This is a genomic window from Embleya sp. NBC_00896 (genome assembly GCF_045207785.1).
Taxonomy (GTDB): domain Bacteria; phylum Actinomycetota; class Actinomycetes; order Streptomycetales; family Streptomycetaceae; genus Embleya.
This window is the reverse complement of record NZ_CP108776.1, coordinates 1,016,757-1,034,468: the sequence shown is the minus strand read 5'-3', so window position 1 is coordinate 1,034,468 and position 17,712 is coordinate 1,016,757. Positions and strand designations below refer to the sequence as shown.

Here is a 17,712-nt window from a genome sequence, read left to right as displayed (position 1 = left end):
AGGGTCAGGCGTGGGTGCCGCCGTCCACTCGGATTTCGGTGCCGGTGATGAAGGCGCCGTCGTCGGAGGCGAGCATCGCGATGACGCCCGCGACGGTGTCGGGGCCGGCCATCGGGGCGCCGCCGGATTCGAGGTCGGTGGCCAGGATCGGGGAGAGCTTGGCGAAGAGCTCCCAGTCGGTGTCCGTCGGGAGGTAGCCCGAAGTCGCGTCGGTGATACCGGACTTGATGCTGCCGGGGGCGACGTTGACCGCACGCAGTCCCTGCTTGCCGTATTCGAGGGCGAGGGAATGGGTGAAGGACTGGATGCCGCCCTTGCTCGCCGCGTAGGCCGCCATGTACGGGTGGGCGAACGCCGCCGAGGTCGAGCTGAAGTTGACGACGACACCGTTACCGGTCTCCAGGAGGGCGGGGAGCGCCTCGCGGGTCACCAGGAACGTGCCGGTGAGGTTGACCGTGATGATGCGGTTCCACATGTCGAGCGAGGTCAGGTGGGTGTGCTCGGCGCGCAGGATGCCGGCCGCGTTGACCAGTACGTCGAGGCCGCCCAGTTCGGTGACGGTGTTGCGGACGCCTTCGACGACGGAGGACTCGTCGGCGATGTCGAGTACGAGGATGCCGAGGCGGTCGGCGGTGCCTTCCTTCTCGGCGAGTTCGCGCGTCTTGGCGAGGCTGTCCGTGACCACGTCGGCCGCGACGACCCGGCCGCCTTCGCGCAGCAGCCGGAGCGCCGTCGCCTGTCCGATGCCCGAGCCGGCGCCGGTGACCAGGATGCGGCGGTTGTCGAAGCGGTTCATGTCAGGGCCTGCTTTCTTGCGCTGTGGCGGGCTGGAGTGTGCTCCGTTTTGCACACTACGCCTAACGTGCACAACGTGCCATTAATTCCGGGTGGGGTCCGTAGAATGGCCCACATGGATGCTGCCTCGACCGCTTCGCGAACCGGTCCGTCCGATCGGCCACCCGCCCGTGTCGGCCGGGTGGGTCGGCCGTCGTTGACCGAGCGGCGGAAGGCCGATACCCGTACGGAGGTGTCCCGAGTCGCGGTGCGGATGTTCGCCGAGCGGGGGTTCGACGACACGACCGTCGAGGACATCGCGGATGCGGCGGGGATGGCGCTGCGCACGTTCTACCGCTACTTCCGCAGCAAGGAGGAGACCGTCGCGCCGGTGCTCTCGGCCGGGACGCGCGATTGGGTGGAGCGGCTGGCGGCGTGTGATCCCGGGCTGGGGCTGCTCGCGGCGATGGACACGTCGTATCGCGCGGCGATGCGGCACGCGCGGGAGGTGGACGGGGTGGACGACGCGCAGTTGCGGGTCGTCCTGCGGACCGCGGATGGGCATCCGGCGTTGCGGGCGGTGTGGCTCGGGGTGCATCACGAATGCGAGCAGCGGTTGCGGCCGGTCATTGCGGCGCGGGTGGGGATGGGGGCGGATGAGCTCGCGGTGCACTTGGCCGCGGGGGCGGCTAATGCTGCGGTGCGGATTGCCATGCAGCGGTGGGCTGTGGCGGGGGTGGGGGTGGCGGCGGATTGTGTTGCCGATGCGCTTTTGCGGGTCGCGGACGGTGGGTTGTTGCGGGAGGTCCGCTGAGGGGGTGGGTGTCCTCAAGCGCCGGACGGGCTGGTTTGTCCTCAAGCGCCGGACGGGCTTGGTGGGTGTCCTCAGGCGCCGGACGGGCTGGGCGGCCTGCGGCCCGCTTGTCCTCAAACGCCGGACGGGCTGATTGGGTTGGGCTGGGTGGGCTGCTTGTCCTCAAGCGCCGGACGGGCTGATTGGGCTGGGCTGGGTGGGCTGCTTGTCCTCAAGCGCCGGACGGGCTGATTGGGCTGGGCTGGGCGGGGCTGCTTGTCCTCAAACGCCTGACGGGCTGGGTGTGTGTTGGGTGGGTTTTGTTGTGGGGAGTGTGATTGCGATGGTTAGGCCGCCGTGGTGGTTTGGGGTGGTGGTTATTTTGGCTGCGTGGGCGTGGACTATTGCTTGGACGATGGAGAGGCCCAGGCCGGAGCCCTTGGCGGAGCCGGTGCGGTCTGGGCGGAGGCGGCGGAAGGGTTCGAAGAGTTCGGGGACGCGGTCGTGGGGGACGACCGGGCCGGTGTTGCGGATGCGTAGGGAGCCTGCGGAGACGCCGATCGTGGCGAAGCCGCCCGGGTGGTTGTGGTTGACCGCGTTCTCGACCAGGTTCGTCACCAGCTGACGAAGCAGCAGCGGGTCGCCCGAGACCACGCTGTCGGCGGCCAGGTTCGCGTCCAAGCGGACGCCGGCTCGCTCCGCCGCCGGCCCGGTCTGGCGCAGTACGTCGGCGGTCAGCTCGTCCAGTGAGACCGGGGACGCCTGGACGTTCCCGCGCTCGCTCGCCGCGAGGTCGAGCAGCCCGTCGATCAGCCGCTCCGTACGCCGGTTCAGGGCCAGCAACTGCTCTCGGGTCTCGACGATGTCGGCCACCGCCGTCGGATCGGCCAGGCCGATCTCGATCGCCGTGCGCTGGATCGTCAGTGGTGTCCGCAACTCGTGCGACGCGTTGGCCACGAACAGCCTTCTGCTGTCGAAGGACTTCTCCAACCGATCGAGCATTCCGTCGAACGTGTCGGCGAGTTCCTTGAGTTCGTCGTCCGGGCCCGGCATCGCGATCCGCTCGTGCAGGTTGTGTTCGGACAGCCGCCGCGCGGTCGCGGTGATGCCGTGCACCGGCCGCAGCACGCGGCCCGACATCCACCACCCCACCAGGATCGACGTAGCGGCGAGCAGCAGCAGCGCGGCGACGAGCACCGTCAGCAGCTGGGTCATCGTCACGTCCTGGCCGGCGTTCGCGGCGCGCTTGATCGTCTCGGCCGGGACCGCGGCATCGGCGGCCGGGTAGAACTGCACAGGGGGGTAGGCCGACGTCGGCGCGGTCTCACCCATCGTGATCGAGCCGTCCGGCGTCATCGTCAAGGCCATCGTCCGGGCCATCGCGCTCGGCAACCGCTCCGAGACCCGCTGGTCCACGAACCAGTAGACGATGCCCAGCAGAACCGTCCCGACCACCAGCGACATCCCGCCGTACATCAGCGCGAGCCGCGCCCGCGCCGACGGGCGCCGGAACACTGCTTGGGCGAGCAGCCGCGCGTCCGACTTCATTCCGGCCACACCGGTCATATCAGATACCCCGAGCCCGGAATCGTGCGGATGATCTGCGGGTCGCCCAGTTTGGCCCGCAGCTTGGACATGGTCACGCGCACCGTGTTGGAGAACGGGTCGATGTTCTCGTCCCAGACCCGCTCCAGGAGGTGCTCGGCGCTGACCACCGTCCCGTCGGCGGCCATCAACGTGGCGAGCACCGCGAACTCCTTGTGCGCGAGCCTGATGTACTCGCCGTCCCGGGTCACCTGACGGCGCGCGATGTCGAGGACGATGCCGTACTTCACCAGCACCGGCGGCACCGCCGGCGTCGCCCGCCGGCCCAACGCCTGTACGCGGGCGAGCAGTTCGGCGAACTCGAACGGCTTGGGCAGGTAGTCGTCCGCGCCCAGGCGCAGTCCCGCGACCCGCTCCGGGACGGTCCCTGCGGCGGTCAGCATCAGGATCCGCGTCCGGAGGTTGGCGGCCACCACCGAGCGGCACACGTCGTCGCCGTGCGTCCCGGGCAGGTCGCGGTCGAGGACGAGCACGTCGTAGTCGTTCACGGCCAGTCGCTCCAGCGCGCTGTCCCCGTCGTACGCGACGTCCACGGCGATCGCCGCGCGGCGCAGCCCCCGGGCCACCAGGTCGGCCAGTAGTTTTTCGTCCTCGGTCACCAGAACTCGCAAGGTGTCGTCTCTCCGGTTTCCGGTTCGGGCGAATGATCCGAGTTCGAACCAACGCCAACGTTTATACGCGAGCCCGTGTTAGCTCCGGATAACCAATTCGGGAGACGGCCGTGAAACCGCGCCCCGCGTAGACCTTGAGCCGCACACGCACCGCACATCTCGCCGGCGACGGCGGGTGTGCGACGTACACGACCACAGGTGGGAGCGGCAGTGATGACGAGGTTCGGGCGCACGGGAGCGGGACGGCCCTCGGTGGTGCGGATGGCGGTCGGGATGGTTCTGGTCGGCGGCCTCGCCTTGACCACGGCCGCGTGCGGGGGCGACGACGGCGGGTCGGGCAAGTCCAAGGTGGCCTCGGGCGGCGGCAGCGCCGGATCCGCGAACAAGCCGGCCGGCGGCGGGTCCGAGGGCAAGGACGACGACGCGTCGGCGCACGAGCAGATGGTCAAGTACGCCGGCTGCATGCGCGAGCACGGCATCGACATGCCCGACCCCGAGCCCGGGGGCGCCGCGGCGATGTCGCTGGCGATGCCCGCGGACGGCGACATGACCAAGACTGAGACCGCGATGAAGGAGTGCGAGAAGTTCCAGCCCAAGAGCGACTACGACATGAACGACCCCGCGTTCAAGGAATGGCAGGCCAAGCGGGAGGCCTGCTGGCGCGAGAACGGCGTGGACATGGGCGACGGCACGGGCACGGCTGCGGTCTCGATCGACGCGGGCGACGAGAAGGTCAAGAAGGCCTTGGAGACGTGCGACAAGAAGGTTCCGCCCTTCAAGCCCAAGAAGAAGTAGGGGCGGCTCCATGGTCTCGATCGACACCCCACAGCACTACGAGGACGCGGCGCCCGTGCCCGCGCCCGACCCCGACCGCTCCGCCTACCCGCGCGAGCGCAAGCGGCGGCGGCGTCGGCGGCGCGCGCTCGCGGCCGTTCTGGTCCTGGCCTCGGCCGGCGGCGCGGCGGGCGTACTCCTGTCCGACGGCGGCGACGATTCCGCCGGATCCTCCAACCGCACGAAGCTGGACGCGCTGCCCGTGACCCGGGCGGACCTGGTCGAACGGCAGAACGTCGACGGCAAGCTCGGGTACGCGGGCGTCTACTCGGTCAACGCGGCGGCGGCCGGCTCCGACAAGGAGACGCCCCCGGCGGGCGGGCAGAACAAGCCGCAACCCGGTGGCGGCGGCACTCCTGGTCCCTCGCAAGGCCCCGGCGCGGGCGGCGGCGGCAACCCCGGGCCGGGCTCCGGCGGTTCGAACCCGCCTCCGGACACCGGCGACAACGCCGGCCCGGGCACCATCACCTGGCTGCCCGGCGTCGGCGACACGCTCGCGCGCGGCGACCGCGTGTACGGGCGGGACGGCACCAAGGTGCCGCTGTTCTACGGTGAGACGCCGTTCTGGCGTCAGCTGGCGGCCGGCGTCGAGAAGGGCCCGGACGTCCGCGCACTGGAGCAGAACCTCCAGGCGCTGGGCTACGGCGGCTTCACCGTGGACGAGAAGTTCACCGACGCGACCGCCGCCGCGCTGAAGAAGTGGCAGAAGGAGATGGGCCACAAGCAGACCGGCCGCTTCGACCCCGGGGACGCCGTCGTACTGCCCGACTCGGTCCGGGTCAGCGAGGTCACCGCGACCCTCGGCGCGACGTCGCAGGGACCGCTGATCAAGGCGAGCGGCACCGGCCGCCGGGTGACCGTCGACCTGCCGGTCAACAAGCAGACCCTCGCGACCAAGGGCGCCAAGGTCCAGGTGACCCTGCCCGGCGGCAAGACCGCCACCGGCACCATCACCCGGGTCGGCACGGTCGCCAAGGAGGGCGAGCAGAACCCGGGCGGCATGCCGGGTGGTGGCGGCGAGAAGGCGACGATCCCCGTCGACATCGCGCTCGACCAGCCCAAGGACGCCGGCACCCTGGACGGCGCACCGGTCACCGTCGGGTTCGTCGGCAAGGAGAAGAAGGGCGTCCTGACCGTCCCGGTCAACGCGCTGCTCGCGCTCGCCGAGGGCGGCTACGGGGTCGAGGCCGTCGCGCCGGACGGCACGACCCGACTGCTGAAGGTCGAGCTCGGCATGTTCGCCAACGGCCGGGTCGAGGTGACCGGCGACGGCGTGACCGAGGGCCTGAAGGTCGGGGTGCCGAAGGCATGAGCACGCACCGCAGGACGGACGCGCCGACATCGCCCGACGGGTACGGCTCGGTACCCGTGATCGAACTCGACGGCGTCGGCCGGTCCTACCCCGGCGGCGTTCGCGCGCTCGAGGACGCGAACCTGACGATCCATTCCGGCGAACTGCTCGCGGTGGTCGGCCCGTCGGGGTCGGGCAAGTCGACCATGCTCCAGCTGATGGGCACGCTCGACCGACCGACCGAGGGGGTCGTCCGGCTGCTCGGGCACGACGTGGCCCAGCTGAAGGACCGTCAGCTCTCGGGTGTGCGGGCCAATTGGATCGGCTTCGTGTTCCAGCAGTTCTTCCTCACCGAGCACTTCACCGCCGTGGACAACGTCGCGAACGGCCTGTACTACCACGGGATTCCGGTCCGCGAACGGCGCGAACGCGCGGCCGAGGCGCTGATCAGGGTCGGGCTCGGGAGCAGGCTGGACCACGTCCCGCGCGAACTCTCCGGCGGCGAGCGCCAACGCGTCGCGATCGCCCGGGCGTTGGTTGCCCGACCCGCCCTGGTGCTGGCGGACGAGCCGACCGGCGCGCTCGACTCGCGCTCCGGCGCGACGGTGATGCGACTGCTGCACGAACTGCACGAGGACGGGACCACGATCGTGGTGATCACGCACGACCCGGGGATCGCCCGTTCGCTGCCGCGCCGGGTGGAGATCCTGGACGGCCGGATCCACGCGGACAGCGGCGTCGCGACGGCGACGGTGACGGCGAAGGCCGCGGGGGTGTCGGCATGACGGTACGTCAGGACACCGCCCCCCGACCCACCCCCGTCCCGCTGCCGGGTACCGCCCGGCTCGGCCCCGTCGACGTCGTCCGGGTCGGGTTGCTCGGGGTCCGCGGCCGGCCGATGCGCGCGGTGCTGTCCGGCCTGGGCATCGCGATCGGGATCGCGGCGATGGTCGCCGTCCTGGGCATCGGGACGGCGAGCCAGGCCCGGCTGATGGAGCAGATCCGCAGCCTGGGCACGAACATGCTCACCGTCGGTCCCGGCGACTCGATGTTCGGCGGGCAGGTGAAGCTGCCCGAGGAGGCCGTGGACATGGTGCGCCGGATCGGCCCGGTGACCTCGGCCAGCGCGACCGCCGAACTCCAGGGCCGGAGCGTTCGCCGCAGCGACAAGATCGACTCCCGCGAGACCAAGGGGATCACCGTCGCCGCGGCCCGCGAGGACCTGCTCGGCACGATCGGCGGCAAGGTGGGGAAGGGCCAGTGGTTCAACGCGGCCACGTCCCGCTATCCCACGGTCGTGCTCGGCGCGCGCACGGCGGAGCTGCTCGGGGTCGACGGGCCGAACCGCCAAGTGTGGATCGGCGACCGGTGGTTCACCGTGATCGGCGTCCTCGACCCGGTCCCGCTGGCCCCGGAGATCGACCGCTCCGCGCTGGTGGGCTGGCAGGCCGCCCGGGACGTGCTCGGCTTCGACGGGCACCCGACCAGGATCTACGAGCGTTCCACCGAGGACTCGGTCGCCGATGTGCGCGGTGTGCTCGCGGAGACGGTCAACCCGGCGAACCCGAGCGGCGTCAAGGTCAGTCGCCCGTCCGACGCGCTGGAGGCGCAGTTGGCCGCCAAGAACACCTTCACCGGCCTGTTCGTCGGCTTGGGCGCGGTCGCGCTCCTGGTCGGCGGGGTCGGGGTGGCCAACACGATGGTCATCTCCGTGCTCGAACGCCGCCAGGAGATCGGCCTGCGTCGGGCGCTGGGCGCCGGGCGGGGACAGATCCGGCTGCAGTTCCTGACCGAGGCGGTCACGCTGTCCGGACTCGGTGGGGTGGCCGGCGTGCTGCTCGGCCTGATCGTGACGAGCGGGTACGCCCACTCGCAGGGCTGGCCCCTCGTGCTGCCATGGCCGGCCATCCTGGGCGGCGTCGCCGCCTCGGTGGCCATCGGCGCCCTCGCCGGTCTGTATCCGGCCGGGCGGGCCGCGCGACTGCCTCCGACGGAGGCGCTCAGCGCGGGTTGACCGGGCCCGGGCCCGGACCGAGTTGCCGCGGCCGTCCGATCGTGAACAGGTCGTTCACGGTCGGGCGGCCGCGGCGGCTCAGGGTTTCCCCCCGGATGGTGCAGCTCGCTCATCCGACCAGATGATGACGGCACGCCTTTCAAGTCATCGATTCGGTTGACGAAGGACGGGCTGGGTAGTCGGTAATCTTTGAGGCTCAAGGCGGTTCACCACCCCCGCGCCGCCCGGTCGATCGGCAGCCGTCGCAACCGCGGAGCCCCCGCACGGCGTCAACCCACCGACCGGTGTGTCGCGTTCTCGTCCTACGATGACGCGGCTGAGGGCATGGCGTGGTGGACGCCGCAACGCCACCGGCCCGGGCCCGGGGCACGTCGGACTCGGTGAGTCGTTGGGGGTTGATCAGCAGTGTTGCGCGTTCTCGACGATCGCCGAGACGACGGCGACGACGTCACCGGCCACGGGTCCGCCCCGGCCGGCACGCTCACCCGACCGCACCCGTACGACGAGTCGAGCGACGGGTCGAGCGACGGGTCGACCCGCGCGTCGGGCGCCGTCGGTTCGTCGAAGGCGACCGGTGCCGGTGCGGGATCGCCGCGCCGGGGACTTCGCCGGATGTTGTGGTCCGCGCCGTGGCAGCTGCTGCGCTTCCTGTGGCAAACCCTGTGCGGAGAGTGGCGCGGCATCGTGGCCGATCCGGTCCGCGAGTTGTGGCGTGGCCGCGGCAAGGGGCTCGCGCTGGCCCTGGTGGCCAGCTCGGCGGTGATCTTCTTCCACGCGATCGGCCAGACGGCGACCGGGAAGAGCGCGGTCCGCATCCTCGGCGGCGTGAGCGCCGACCTGCCGCTGTGGCTGGCCCTGCTGCGGACGCCCGTCTCGCTGTTCGTGCCCGCGCTGAACCTGCCGGTCTGGGCCGGCATCACCCAGCTGTTCCTCGCGTTCGCGATCGCCCAGCTCTCGCTCGGCGCCGCGCGCACGCTGACGGTCGCCTACGTCACGACGCTCGCGGGCACGATGGGCGCCCGGATCATGATCGCGATCGGTCCGGACCACGCGATCGGGCTGCCGTCGTCGGCCGGGCACGTGCTGGACACGGGTCCGTCGGCGGCGGTCGTGGGTCTGTTCACGTACCTGTCGATCATTCACCGCGCGCCCATACTCTTCACGATCACGGGCGGATCGATGGTCCTGGAGTCGATCGTCCTGCCCAACCTCGCCGGTCGCGAGCACCTGATCGCGGTGGGCGCGGCGATCGTGCTCGGCCTCCTCGCGGGGCGCGGCCGGCCGGAGTGGTTGGCGTGGACGGACGCGCCGCGAGCGCGGGTGCGCGCGGTCTGGGCGGCGCGGGTCGAGTTGGTGCGCGGGGTGCGGGGACCGCGGCCGGAGGAGGCGGCGAGGGCGGCGGGGGCTTCGGGGCCTTTGGGGGCTTTGGGATCTTTGGGTGCGGCGGGGTCGGCGGTTGCGGGGGCGACGGCGACGTCGGTCGACTTCGAGAAGGTTGTTCGGGCGCGGGAGAACGCGTGATCCGCGGGGGCTAGCGGGTCGCCGATCCGGTGCGGGGCTGACGCGCGGGGCGGTCGGGTGGGTCGGCTGGGTCCGCTGGGTCCGCTGGGTCGGCCGGGTCGGCTGGGTCCGCTGGGGCGGCTGGGTTTGGTGGTCTGGACCAATATTGCGTGGCGTTCGGCGTGGTGGATACCTTCGGCACACCGCGCAGGACGCCGTTTCGGCGTGGTCACAAGCCGCCTGGAGGTACTACTCAGATGCCCACTTCCCTCGTTCCCGGGTCGGTGATGGCCCGTGAGATCGCGGCCCAGCCCGACGGGTTGGCTCGGATCCTGGACGAGGGGCTCGGGCCGATCCGGGCCGCGGCCGCCGCGATCCGCGAGCTGGACCCGCACTTCGTGCTGTTCACCGGGCGCGGGACGTCCGACAACGCGGGGCTGTACGCGCGCTATCTCACCGAGGTCCTGCTGGGCGTGCCCGCCGGGCTCACCTCGATGTCCACCACGACCGCGTACCGGGCCCGCCAACGCCTGACCGGTTGCCTGGTGGTGACGGTGAGTCAGTCCGGCGGCTCGCCCGACCTGATCGCGTCCGCGCGACAGGCGCGGGCGGACGGCGCGCTCACGCTCGCGGTGACCAACAACGCGGAATCGGTCCTCGCGCGCGAGTCCGACCTGCACCTCGACGTGCTGGCCGGGCCCGAGCTCGCGTTGCCGGCGACCAAGACGTACACGGCCGAACTGCTCACGCTGTTCCTGCTGGTGGACCACATCCGGGGCGGTACGGGCGAGGCCGCGCGGGGGTTGCCGGGGGCGGCGCGCGAGATCCTGGACCGGGGGGCCGAGGTCGCCGCGCTGGCCGAGCGGTACCGGTTCGCGGATCGGCTGGTGGTCACGGCGCGCGGGTACGGGTATGCGACGGCGCTCGAGGCGGCCTTGAAGATCATGGAGACCAGCTACATCGGGGCCCAGGCGTTCTCCGGTGCGGATCTGATGCATGGGCCGCTGGCGATCGTCGACCAGGCCTGGCCGGTGCTTGCGGTGTCGGCGGACGGGGCGGGCGGGGTGGCGCTGCGGCCGGTGTTGGATCGGCTGCGGTCGCGTGGCGCGGACCTGTGCGTGGTGGGTGGGGCGGAGGTGGTGGCCGCCTATGGGCGTGGGTTTGTGTTGGCGGGGGCGGGCGCGGGGGCGGTGGCTGAGGAGGTTTCGCCGATTTTGGAGATCCTGCCGCTGCAAATGCTCGCGCGTGAGGTTGCGTTGGGGCGTGGGTGTGATCCGGATGCGCCCCGTGCCTTGGCGAAGGTGACGGAGACCAGCTAGCGCGGTGGCGTCCGTCGCGGCGGTGGCGGCCTCAAGCGCCGGCCGGGCTGAGGGGTGGCCTCAAGCGCCGGCTGGGCTGCTTGGCCTCGAACGCCGGCCGGGCTGTCAATGGCTCGCCCGATGCCCGCGCCCGGCGCTCGCGTCCGGTATTGGTCAGGCTGATTGGGTTGTGGGGGCTGTGGATTCTCGGGCGTCCACCATCGTGACCGGATCCAACGCCGGCTCCGACAAGCACCCCGCGTGGTACCTGAACCTGGTCGCCGAACCGACCGTCAAGGTGCAGATCGGCGCGGAGGTGTTCACCGCGACCACGCGGACCGCGACGCCGGCGGAGAAACCGCGCCTGTGGCGGCTGATGGTCGACGCCATGCCGTCCTACCGCGCCTACCAGGAGGGCACGACGCGCGACATCCCGGTCGTGATCATCGAGCGGGCCGACGCCGACCCGTCCGGGGCTTGAGGGAGCGGAGCCCTTCCGGCCCGCCAGGTGGCCGGGGCCGAGGCCGGCGCTACGCGCGTGCCGCGCCCGTGTGCTCGACCGCGAACAGGAGATGCTCGGCCCGATCCAGCGCCACCCGCAGCGCGCCGAGCGCGACCCCGTCCGACCCCGGCGGCGGAGGACGCCGGGGTCGCGGCTGACGTCCGGTGGTGACTGTTAAGGCCGTGTCAATCCGATTCGGTCCGTGTTCTGCATTGGCATGTCGTCGTGGGAAACTGCCTGGGTTACGAGTGACGGGGGCACCAGTGAGTAAGCGGCATGTGCGGAAGATGTTGCGGCAGATGGCGAGTGGGGAGCCCGTTCAGGTCACCAGCGCCATGGCATCCATGAAGAAGCTTGCCCGACTCGCCTTCATTGCCCAGCAGTTCGGCTACGCGTACGCGGACGTATGGCAGGGCGGCGGACCGCAGGACAACGGGTTCGTGATGCTGATAGTGCCCGACCCCAGCCCGCAGGCCCGCGTGCGGGCCGCGCAGAACTGGGCGCAGTACCCGAACGCCGGTGACGGGGTCGCGCTGCCGCCCCTCGTGTCCGACGCGGTCGAACTTCTCAAAGCCCGCATCAATTTCGACCTCGCCGCCAGGTACACCGAGAAGCAGATGATGGTGCTCGCGGGTGTCGGCGTCACCCCATTGGCCGTGGGCCTCGGCTTCGCGCTCGGCGCGGGCATCACCGCCGTTGTCATCGCCGGCATCGTCTGGGCCGCGCTGATGGCCCTCATGCCCGTCGGGCTCGTCGTCAACCGGCGCCACAGAGCCAAGTACGCTGCCCTGTTGCAGGCCGCCGGGTTCACACCGGTGACCGACCAGAGCGGGCGGCTGCGGTATGTGCCGCCGGGAGGGCAGTTTCCCGGGCACGGCAATCCACTTGCCGGAGGGGAACACGTGTCTCCGCCAACCCTTGGTGCCAGTTGAAGTCGCCTCGGTGGGGCCGCTGAACGCCGCCCTGTATCCGGACCTGGCGGGGGCGGGGGTGCGCGTGGTGGCCGGTGATCTGGCCGACGGCGTTGCCGTGGCCGAGTTTGCCGAGGGGCACGACGCGGCGATCGTCGCCGTGTACGACCCGGCCGTGCCCGTCGCGGACTTTTACGTCCGGGTCGCCGACGCGCTCCTGGTCGGGCTGCCCCGGGCCGACACCGACCCGTCCGGGGCTTGAGGGCGAGCCCTTCCGGCCCGGCCGGCGGCCGAGGCCGGCGCTACGCCCGCGCCGCGCCCGTGTGTTCGACCGCGAACAGGCGGTGCTCGGCCCGATCCAGCGCCACCCGCAGCGCGCCGAGCGCGACCCCGTCCGCGCCGAGGGCGGACGGCTCGACCCGCGGCATTCGCAGGCACAGCCGTTGCAGTTCGGCGGTCAGCGGCGGGATCGCGCCGGCGAGGCCCGCCGCCCAGCCGCCGATCACCACGATCTCCGGATCCAGCGCCAGCACCAGCGCGGTGACGTCGTGGATCAGCCGCTGGACGAAGCGGTCCACCGCCTCGCCGGCCGTCGGGTCGCCCTCGGCCGCGTGCCGGAACACCTCGCCGACGGCGGTCTCGTCCAGCGGCGGCAGCGGCGTACCCGTGGTGGAGAGCAGGTTCTCCGGCGTCACCTGCCGGCCCAGCAGGTGCAGCGCGCCGATCTCGCCCGCCGCGCCGCCGAAGCCGCGGTGCAGTCGCCCGTTGATGAACGACCCGGCCCCCGGGCTCAGGCCGGCCATCACGTACACGATGTCGTCGGAGCCGACCGCGACGCCCTTCCAGCGCTCGCCGATCGCGGCCAGATTCGCGTCGTTCTCGACCTGCACGGCACAGCTGAACGAGCGGCCGAGCCGGCCCGCGAGGTCGAATCCGGTCCAGCCCGGCATGGCCGTGGACAGCGTGACCACGCCCTCGGTGTCCACGATCCCGGGGGTGCCGACGCCCACGCCCCACAGCGACCCGCGCGACACCTGGGCTCGGCGCAGGGTTTCGCTCACGGTGCCGCGGACCCGCTCCAGCCGGTCCTCGGCCTCGCAGTCCTCCTCGACGGTGCGCGCGGCGCGGCCGACGATCGTGCCGGTCAGGTCCGCGAGCACGACCCGGATGCGGTGGATGCCGATGTCGATGCCGAGCAGGTAGCCGGCCTCCGCGTGGAAGCGGAAGCGGCGCGCGGGCCGGCCGCGCGGGCGGCTCCCGTCCTCGCCCTCGGCGGTGGTGGTCTCGACGACGAGGCCCTCGGCGAGCAGCCCGTCGATGACGCCCTCGACGGTCGGCCGGGACAGCCCGGTGGCCTCCATCAGAGCGGTCACGGTCAGCGCCGCGCCGCCGCGCATCGCGCGCAGGGTCTCCGCGGAGTTGATCCGCCGGACCAGGGACGCGTCCCCGCCGGTCGCCTGTGCCACAGCTCTCGTCCTCTCACCACGCCGTCGCGCGATCGTTCCTCCGGGCGGTCTCGGCCCGTCGGGTCGCGTTCCGTCCGGTCGCGCCTCGTGCGTGTCTCGGCGTGCGTGTCGTCGCTCAGGCGCGGATGGTACCCGGCATCGACTCTCCGGCGGGTCAGGACGCGGGCCGCAACGCGGCCGGCCCCGCTTCCGCGAACGCGAGCCGGCAGGTGTCGGCGCGGTAGGTGGACACCGTGACGGCCGCGGTCCGGCCGAGGGCGGTGTACGTCGTGGTCACGATCAGCACGGCGGTGCCGGGCGGACGCTCCAGGTAGCGCGCCTCCTCGGCCTCGGCCACGCCCAGCTCGACCGCGCGGTGCCGGCTCTCGAGCCGGTGGCCGCGCAACTGGCGCAGCATCAGCGCGGCGCGGTCGAAGCCCGGTGCGCGTGTGGACAGCGACGGGACGACGGCGCGCGAGACGTACAGGCACTCCAGGCCGACCACCTGGCGCATCGAGAACTGGCGCCGGCGCAGCCGGTGTACCAGCGCCGAGGGCCGCGCTTTGAGGGTCGCGGCGAATTCGTCGGTCACCGGCACGGTCGCGCAGTCGATGACCTCGCGGTCGCGCAGGTCCACGCCCGGCCAGCCCTCGCCGTCGGCGCTCAGCGACACGTCCACGCGGGGCCCGGCGACGGTGGTGCCGGCGCCGCGCCTGCGGACCAGTCGGCCCTCGAGTTCGAGCTGTTCGAGCGCGTGCCGCAGCGTCGCGCGGGCGACCCCGAACCTGGCCGCGAGGTCGCGCTCGTTGGGGAGGATGTCGCCGGAGACGAAGTCTTCCTCGATCGCCTTGAGCAACGACGTGCGGAGTTGCCAGTACTTGGGCTCACCGAACACAGCTTCGTCCGGCAATGTCGCCATGTTGCCCACGGACGCCCCCTCGGCTGCCCGTGGCCACGGTGGTCCGGGCTTATTGCATGTTCGGTTTAGTAAAGACGGTTGAATATAACCCGCCCGGACCCGGAAAGGTCCAGACCAAGACCCGCCAAGTTGTCGGTGACCTGACTCACATCACGGCACGTCCTAAGCTGACCTGCGCGAACGGTTCACCGCCCCCGCCAGGGGCGCGTGTCGTAAGAGGGAATCCGGTGCGAGACCGGAACTGCCCCGCAGCGGTGAGTGGGAACGAGAGCCGTCATCACGCACTGGGCGCCGACGTGGGCGCCCGGGAAGCGACGGCCGGTAGGAGTCGGTGCGACCGAATCGGTCGTGGCCGATGTGCCCACGAGTCCGAAGACCTGCCTTCGCCCGCGTGCGGACCCTTCGCGCGCGGTCTGCCGGAGCCTCGTGGGAAGGGGTCGGTCGCGGTTCGCCGCTGCCTGCCTCGCGCTCTCCGCACGGGTTTCGGACCTGGATCGAACTCGCGAAGGAGAGTTCCCATGGCTCGTCGCAGCCGCCCCAACCCCCCTGCCCAGCCGGTGCGTTCGGCTCCCTGCACGGTCACGGTCTGCCGTGGCTGTTGCTGCGGTACGGCGAAGATCGCGGGGGACGATCACGCGGACCAAGTGGCCGGTCTGCGCGCGGCGTTGACGGATGCTCAGGTCGTGGTGCGGCTCAGCGAGTGCCTGGGGCCGTGTGAACGCGGCAACGTGATAGTGGTCCAGCCCTCCTCGGCGGGCCGTGCGGCGGGTGGCCGGCCGGCGTGGTTCGGCACGGTCAACGACAAGGACGCGACGGCCGACATAGCCGCGTGGGCGGCGGCCGGTGGGCCGGGGGTGGCGGACGCGCCGGGGCTGTTGGACCTGTACGAGTTCACGCCGAACCGGAAGGCTCGGCAGGCGATGGGGACTTGACGGGGTCGGTGCGAGGGGCGCCACGGGCGGCGGTACGAGGGTCGGTCGTTTGTCGTCCGGATTTCGTCCCGTCACGCCCCCGGCGGAACGGATTTTGTCCGTCACGCCCCCGGCGGAACGGCGCGGTGCAGCCACATGTCCAGGGCGATCGGTGTGCCGCGTCGATCGCGGACGATCGGGGGCGTGTCCGTGCGTTCGAAGCCGGTGGCACGGGCGACCCCGATGCTGGCGGCGTTGTCCGCCGGGATGTGCAGGATCACCGCGGTCGCGCCCAGTTCGTGGTAGGCGTACTCGGTCATCAGCCGCACCGACCGCGTGGCCAGTCCCAGGCCGCGGTGGGCGGCGGCGATGCCGTACGCCAACTCGACCTGGCCCGGCGCGTCGAGGCCGTCCGTGCTTACGAACAGCAGTACCTCGCCGCGGGGTTCGACGCCGTCCAGAGTCACGGCCAGCTGGATGCCGCGATGCTCGCCCCTGATCCGGCGGGCCTTGGCCAAGTGGTCGCGGGCGGCCTCGGCGTCGTAGGGCGACGCGAGTGGGGTCCAGCGGGCGATCTCGACGTCGTCGAACAGGGCGACCAGGGCGGGTAGATCGTCGTCGGTCCATTCGCGCAGGTGGATGCCGTGACCGGTCAGCGCGACGGCGGCGGGCAGGACGAGTTCGGGGCGAGGTTCGGAAGACATGGCCCGAGTCTCACCCGCGCGCCCTGGCCGGGGGCCTGATCCGGCCACGGACCGGCCGGTGGCCGGCGGGGTGCGCCGGGCCCTCCGGTCCGTGGGGTGGAGCAGTCAGCGCTTGAGCGCGCCCAGGAGGGCGACCCAGGCTGCGGGTGCGATTTCCACGTGGCCGCGCCGGCGGTCCTTGGTGTCGCGTATGCCGGTCGCGGTTGCCAGCGGCGCGACTTCCACGCATGCCTGGTTGGAGTTGGAGCGGGTTGCCTTGCGCCACGGGTAGTGGTCGATGCTGCGGGTCACAGCTCTTCCCATCTCTCGATGATCAGCCGGCGTGATTCTTTCCGGGAACTCCGGTCCGTGGGGTGGAGCGGTCAGCGCTTGAGTGCGTCCAGGAGGGCGACCCAGGCAGCGGGCACGATCTCCACGTGGCCGCGTCGGCGGGCTTTGGTGTCGCGGATGCCGGTGATGGCACGTGGGCCCGGTGCTACCTCGACGCACTCGTTGTAGTCGGCGCTGCGAGTCGAGGTGCGCCATGCGGCGTCGTCGATGTTCACGGAAGTTCATCCAATCTTGCAGTGATCAGTGCTCTTGAATCCTTCACAGACAACGTTGAGGTAAGGGTGTGCTCCATGCCTCTGCGGTAGCGCCGCACGTCGCGGTCGGCGTCCTTGAACAGTGCCCCGTCGTGGAATTCGATGTAGACGACGCTCGGGTTCCGAGGACCGGGGAAGTCCAAGATGGAGACGGCGCCCATGTTGATGAGCACCCGGGATTCGAACGGCAACACGTGAATCGCCACGTTGGGTAGCTCGCTCTGCTCCAGTAGGTGCAGCAGCTGTTCGCGCAGGACCGAGGGGCCGCCGGTTTGCATGTACAGCAAAGCGGCGCTCAGGATCGCCGTGTACTCGACGGGGGACTCCCCGGCCAGGATCTTCTGCCTTCTCATCCGAACGTCGACCAACGCGGCCGCGTCTTCCGGATCGGTCACCAAGGCGGAGGCGGTCACCGCCGCGAGTGCGTAGCTGCGCGACTGGAGAATCCCCGGGATTGCCGCCGAGTTGCCGGTGACGATCCGGGTCGATTGAGACTCCAGGGAGATGTACTCCTCGTAGCTCGCGTTGAGTACGGAGCGGAACTCGCTCCACCAGCGTGGTCCCCGGCTGTCGTCCAGCCAGCCTTCGAGGACGCCGAGTTCGCTGTCGTCCACGTTGTAGACGTGCCCGAGTCGGTAGAGGTCGTGCCGCGACAGCGTCACCTTGGCGTTCTCGATCCGGCTGATCTTCGAGCCGTCCCACCCGCATTCGGCGGCGACCCGTTGGTGGGAGAGACCCGTGGCCTCGCGCAGCTTCCTGAGTTCTGCGCCGAGTCGACGTCGGGCGTAACTGGGCGTCGCGGCCATAGCCACCTCCTGGCGCCCAGTGTTGTGCCTCGCCGAAGTCCGCGGCGTCGATTCTTCGTGACGGAAGGTCAGATCTACTCGAAAGGGTGAATGCACGCGAGTTGCATTGCGTGCATCGATGCATGCCTGCGAGCTTGATCCGAGTCTCAGGTCGTGCGCCCGGGTTCACAGTGCCTGTGTCGCGACCCCGCGCCCATCCAGGGAGGTCGG

19 protein-coding genes, 1 pseudogene and 1 riboswitch are annotated in these 17,712 nt (G+C 71.2%); of the genes and pseudogenes, 11 read left to right on the top strand and 9 right to left on the bottom strand.

The genetic code is table 11. From position 1 onward, the window contains the following. Positions 1-4: 4 nt before the first annotated feature. On the bottom strand, positions 5-796 hold the full coding sequence (locus tag OG928_RS04935) for an SDR family NAD(P)-dependent oxidoreductase (protein ID WP_406279782.1): 792 nt from the start codon (positions 794-796) through the stop codon (positions 5-7). A gap of 252 nt (positions 797-1,048) precedes the next feature. On the opposite strand from OG928_RS04935, the gene OG928_RS04930 reads away from it, so the two are divergent. Next, positions 1,049-1,588, top strand: coding sequence for a TetR family transcriptional regulator (locus tag OG928_RS04930; protein ID WP_406290787.1), 540 nt, complete (start codon positions 1,049-1,051; stop codon positions 1,586-1,588). Between the two features lie 261 nt (positions 1,589-1,849). On the opposite strand, the gene OG928_RS04925 is transcribed toward OG928_RS04930, so the two are convergent. Together OG928_RS04925 and OG928_RS04920 are read right to left on the bottom strand one after the other, a co-directional pair. Further along, entirely contained in the window at positions 1,850-3,133 is a 1,284-nt protein-coding gene (locus tag OG928_RS04925; protein WP_406279779.1) for a sensor histidine kinase, read from the bottom strand. Beyond that, positions 3,130-3,783: a response regulator transcription factor gene (locus OG928_RS04920; protein WP_406279776.1), complete on the bottom strand. Its 654-nt coding sequence runs from the start codon at positions 3,781-3,783 to the stop codon at positions 3,130-3,132. The genes OG928_RS04925 and OG928_RS04920 overlap by 4 nt, the downstream gene beginning before the upstream one ends. Before the next feature lie 213 nt (positions 3,784-3,996). On the opposite strand from OG928_RS04920, the gene OG928_RS04915 reads away from it, so the two are divergent. The 9 genes and pseudogenes from OG928_RS04915 (at position 3,997) to OG928_RS04875 (ending at position 12,395) form a co-directional block, all read left to right on the top strand. Further along, complete coding sequence (locus OG928_RS04915; RefSeq protein WP_406279773.1) at positions 3,997-4,578, top strand: hypothetical protein; 582 nt, start codon at positions 3,997-3,999, stop codon at positions 4,576-4,578. A gap of 10 nt (positions 4,579-4,588) precedes the next feature. Continuing rightward, positions 4,589-5,929 carry a peptidoglycan-binding protein gene (locus tag OG928_RS04910; RefSeq protein ID WP_406279770.1) on the top strand — a complete coding sequence of 447 codons (1,341 nt, stop codon included), beginning with the start codon at positions 4,589-4,591 and terminating at the stop codon, positions 5,927-5,929. Then, positions 5,926-6,693, top strand: coding sequence for an ABC transporter ATP-binding protein (locus tag OG928_RS04905; protein WP_406279768.1), 768 nt, complete (start codon positions 5,926-5,928; stop codon positions 6,691-6,693). The genes OG928_RS04910 and OG928_RS04905 overlap by 4 nt, the downstream gene beginning before the upstream one ends. Further along, positions 6,690-7,922 (top strand): ABC transporter permease, encoded by a 1,233-nt coding sequence (locus tag OG928_RS04900; protein ID WP_406279766.1) that lies wholly within the window; start codon positions 6,690-6,692, stop codon positions 7,920-7,922. The genes OG928_RS04905 and OG928_RS04900 overlap by 4 nt, the downstream gene beginning before the upstream one ends. A 405-nt stretch (positions 7,923-8,327) precedes the next feature. Continuing rightward, positions 8,328-9,443: a hypothetical protein gene (locus OG928_RS04895; RefSeq protein ID WP_406279763.1), complete on the top strand. Its 1,116-nt coding sequence runs from the start codon at positions 8,328-8,330 to the stop codon at positions 9,441-9,443. A 236-nt stretch (positions 9,444-9,679) separates the two neighbouring features. Beyond that, entirely contained in the window at positions 9,680-10,741 is a 1,062-nt protein-coding gene (locus OG928_RS04890) for an SIS domain-containing protein (protein WP_406279760.1), read from the top strand. Between the two features lie 4 nt (positions 10,742-10,745). After that, positions 10,746-11,201, top strand: coding sequence for a nitroreductase/quinone reductase family protein (locus tag OG928_RS04885; protein WP_406279757.1), 456 nt, complete (start codon positions 10,746-10,748; stop codon positions 11,199-11,201). Positions 11,202-11,485: 284 nt separating this feature from the next. Then, positions 11,486-12,106 (top strand): annotated as a pseudogene (locus OG928_RS04880) (hypothetical protein); the annotation flags it as partial. Positions 12,107-12,164: 58 nt separating this feature from the next. Beyond that, positions 12,165-12,395 (top strand): hypothetical protein, encoded by a 231-nt coding sequence (locus tag OG928_RS04875; protein ID WP_406279754.1) that lies wholly within the window; start codon positions 12,165-12,167, stop codon positions 12,393-12,395. Positions 12,396-12,435: 40 nt separating this feature from the next. Here the strand turns inward: OG928_RS04875 and OG928_RS04870 are convergent, their stop codons facing one another. Both OG928_RS04870 and OG928_RS04865 read right to left on the bottom strand, forming a co-directional pair. Then, a complete protein-coding gene (locus OG928_RS04870; protein ID WP_406279751.1) occupies positions 12,436-13,599 on the bottom strand; it encodes an ROK family protein in 1,164 nt (387 codons plus the stop codon). A 154-nt stretch (positions 13,600-13,753) separates the two neighbouring features. Beyond that, on the bottom strand, positions 13,754-14,497 hold the full coding sequence (locus OG928_RS04865; RefSeq protein ID WP_406279748.1) for a GntR family transcriptional regulator: 744 nt from the start codon (positions 14,495-14,497) through the stop codon (positions 13,754-13,756). 213 nt (positions 14,498-14,710) lie between these two features. After that, a riboswitch (cobalamin riboswitch) is annotated at positions 14,711-14,876 on the top strand. A 139-nt stretch (positions 14,877-15,015) separates the two neighbouring features. Between OG928_RS04865 and OG928_RS04860 the strand changes: the two genes are divergently transcribed. Further along, positions 15,016-15,429 (top strand): (2Fe-2S) ferredoxin domain-containing protein, encoded by a 414-nt coding sequence (locus OG928_RS04860; RefSeq protein ID WP_406279745.1) that lies wholly within the window; start codon positions 15,016-15,018, stop codon positions 15,427-15,429. A gap of 101 nt (positions 15,430-15,530) precedes the next feature. On the opposite strand, the gene OG928_RS04855 is transcribed toward OG928_RS04860, so the two are convergent. The 4 genes from OG928_RS04855 to OG928_RS04840 all read right to left on the bottom strand — a co-directional run bounded on the left by OG928_RS04855 (position 15,531) and on the right by OG928_RS04840 (position 17,502). Next, on the bottom strand, positions 15,531-16,112 hold the full coding sequence (locus tag OG928_RS04855) for a GNAT family N-acetyltransferase (RefSeq protein WP_406279742.1): 582 nt from the start codon (positions 16,110-16,112) through the stop codon (positions 15,531-15,533). Positions 16,113-16,217: 105 nt separating this feature from the next. Beyond that, complete coding sequence (locus OG928_RS04850) at positions 16,218-16,415, bottom strand: DUF397 domain-containing protein (RefSeq protein ID WP_406279739.1); 198 nt, start codon at positions 16,413-16,415, stop codon at positions 16,218-16,220. Between the two features lie 59 nt (positions 16,416-16,474). After that, the gene (locus tag OG928_RS04845) at positions 16,475-16,657 is read right to left on the bottom strand and encodes a DUF397 domain-containing protein (protein ID WP_406279736.1); all 183 of its coding nucleotides are present in this window, start codon (positions 16,655-16,657) and stop codon (positions 16,475-16,477) included. After that, positions 16,654-17,502 carry a helix-turn-helix domain-containing protein gene (locus OG928_RS04840; protein WP_406279733.1) on the bottom strand — a complete coding sequence of 283 codons (849 nt, stop codon included), beginning with the start codon at positions 17,500-17,502 and terminating at the stop codon, positions 16,654-16,656. Before OG928_RS04840 ends, OG928_RS04845 begins: the two co-directional genes overlap by 4 nt. Positions 17,503-17,712: the final 210 nt, after the last annotated feature.

Bases quoted from the DNA above. Each gene is read 5' to 3' on its own strand.
- OG928_RS04935 (WP_406279782.1), bottom strand. From the start codon at position 796: ATGAACCGCTTCGACAACCGCCGCATCCTGGTCACCGGCGCCGGCTCG.
- OG928_RS04930 (WP_406290787.1), top strand. From the start codon at position 1,049: ATGTTCGCCGAGCGGGGGTTCGACGACACGACCGTCGAGGACATCGCG.
- OG928_RS04925 (WP_406279779.1), bottom strand. From the start codon at position 3,133: ATGACCGGTGTGGCCGGAATGAAGTCGGACGCGCGGCTGCTCGCCCAA.
- OG928_RS04915 (WP_406279773.1), top strand. From the start codon at position 3,997: ATGACGAGGTTCGGGCGCACGGGAGCGGGACGGCCCTCGGTGGTGCGG.
- OG928_RS04910 (WP_406279770.1), top strand. From the start codon at position 4,589: ATGGTCTCGATCGACACCCCACAGCACTACGAGGACGCGGCGCCCGTG.
- OG928_RS04905 (WP_406279768.1), top strand. From the start codon at position 5,926: ATGAGCACGCACCGCAGGACGGACGCGCCGACATCGCCCGACGGGTAC.
- OG928_RS04900 (WP_406279766.1), top strand. From the start codon at position 6,690: ATGACGGTACGTCAGGACACCGCCCCCCGACCCACCCCCGTCCCGCTG.
- OG928_RS04890 (WP_406279760.1), top strand. From the start codon at position 9,680: ATGCCCACTTCCCTCGTTCCCGGGTCGGTGATGGCCCGTGAGATCGCG.
- OG928_RS04865 (WP_406279748.1), bottom strand. From the start codon at position 14,497: ATGGCGACATTGCCGGACGAAGCTGTGTTCGGTGAGCCCAAGTACTGG.
- OG928_RS04860 (WP_406279745.1), top strand. From the start codon at position 15,016: ATGGCTCGTCGCAGCCGCCCCAACCCCCCTGCCCAGCCGGTGCGTTCG.
- OG928_RS04855 (WP_406279742.1), bottom strand. From the start codon at position 16,112: ATGTCTTCCGAACCTCGCCCCGAACTCGTCCTGCCCGCCGCCGTCGCG.
- OG928_RS04850 (WP_406279739.1), bottom strand. From the start codon at position 16,415: ATGGGAAGAGCTGTGACCCGCAGCATCGACCACTACCCGTGGCGCAAG.
- OG928_RS04840 (WP_406279733.1), bottom strand. From the start codon at position 17,502: ATGGCCGCGACGCCCAGTTACGCCCGACGTCGACTCGGCGCAGAACTC.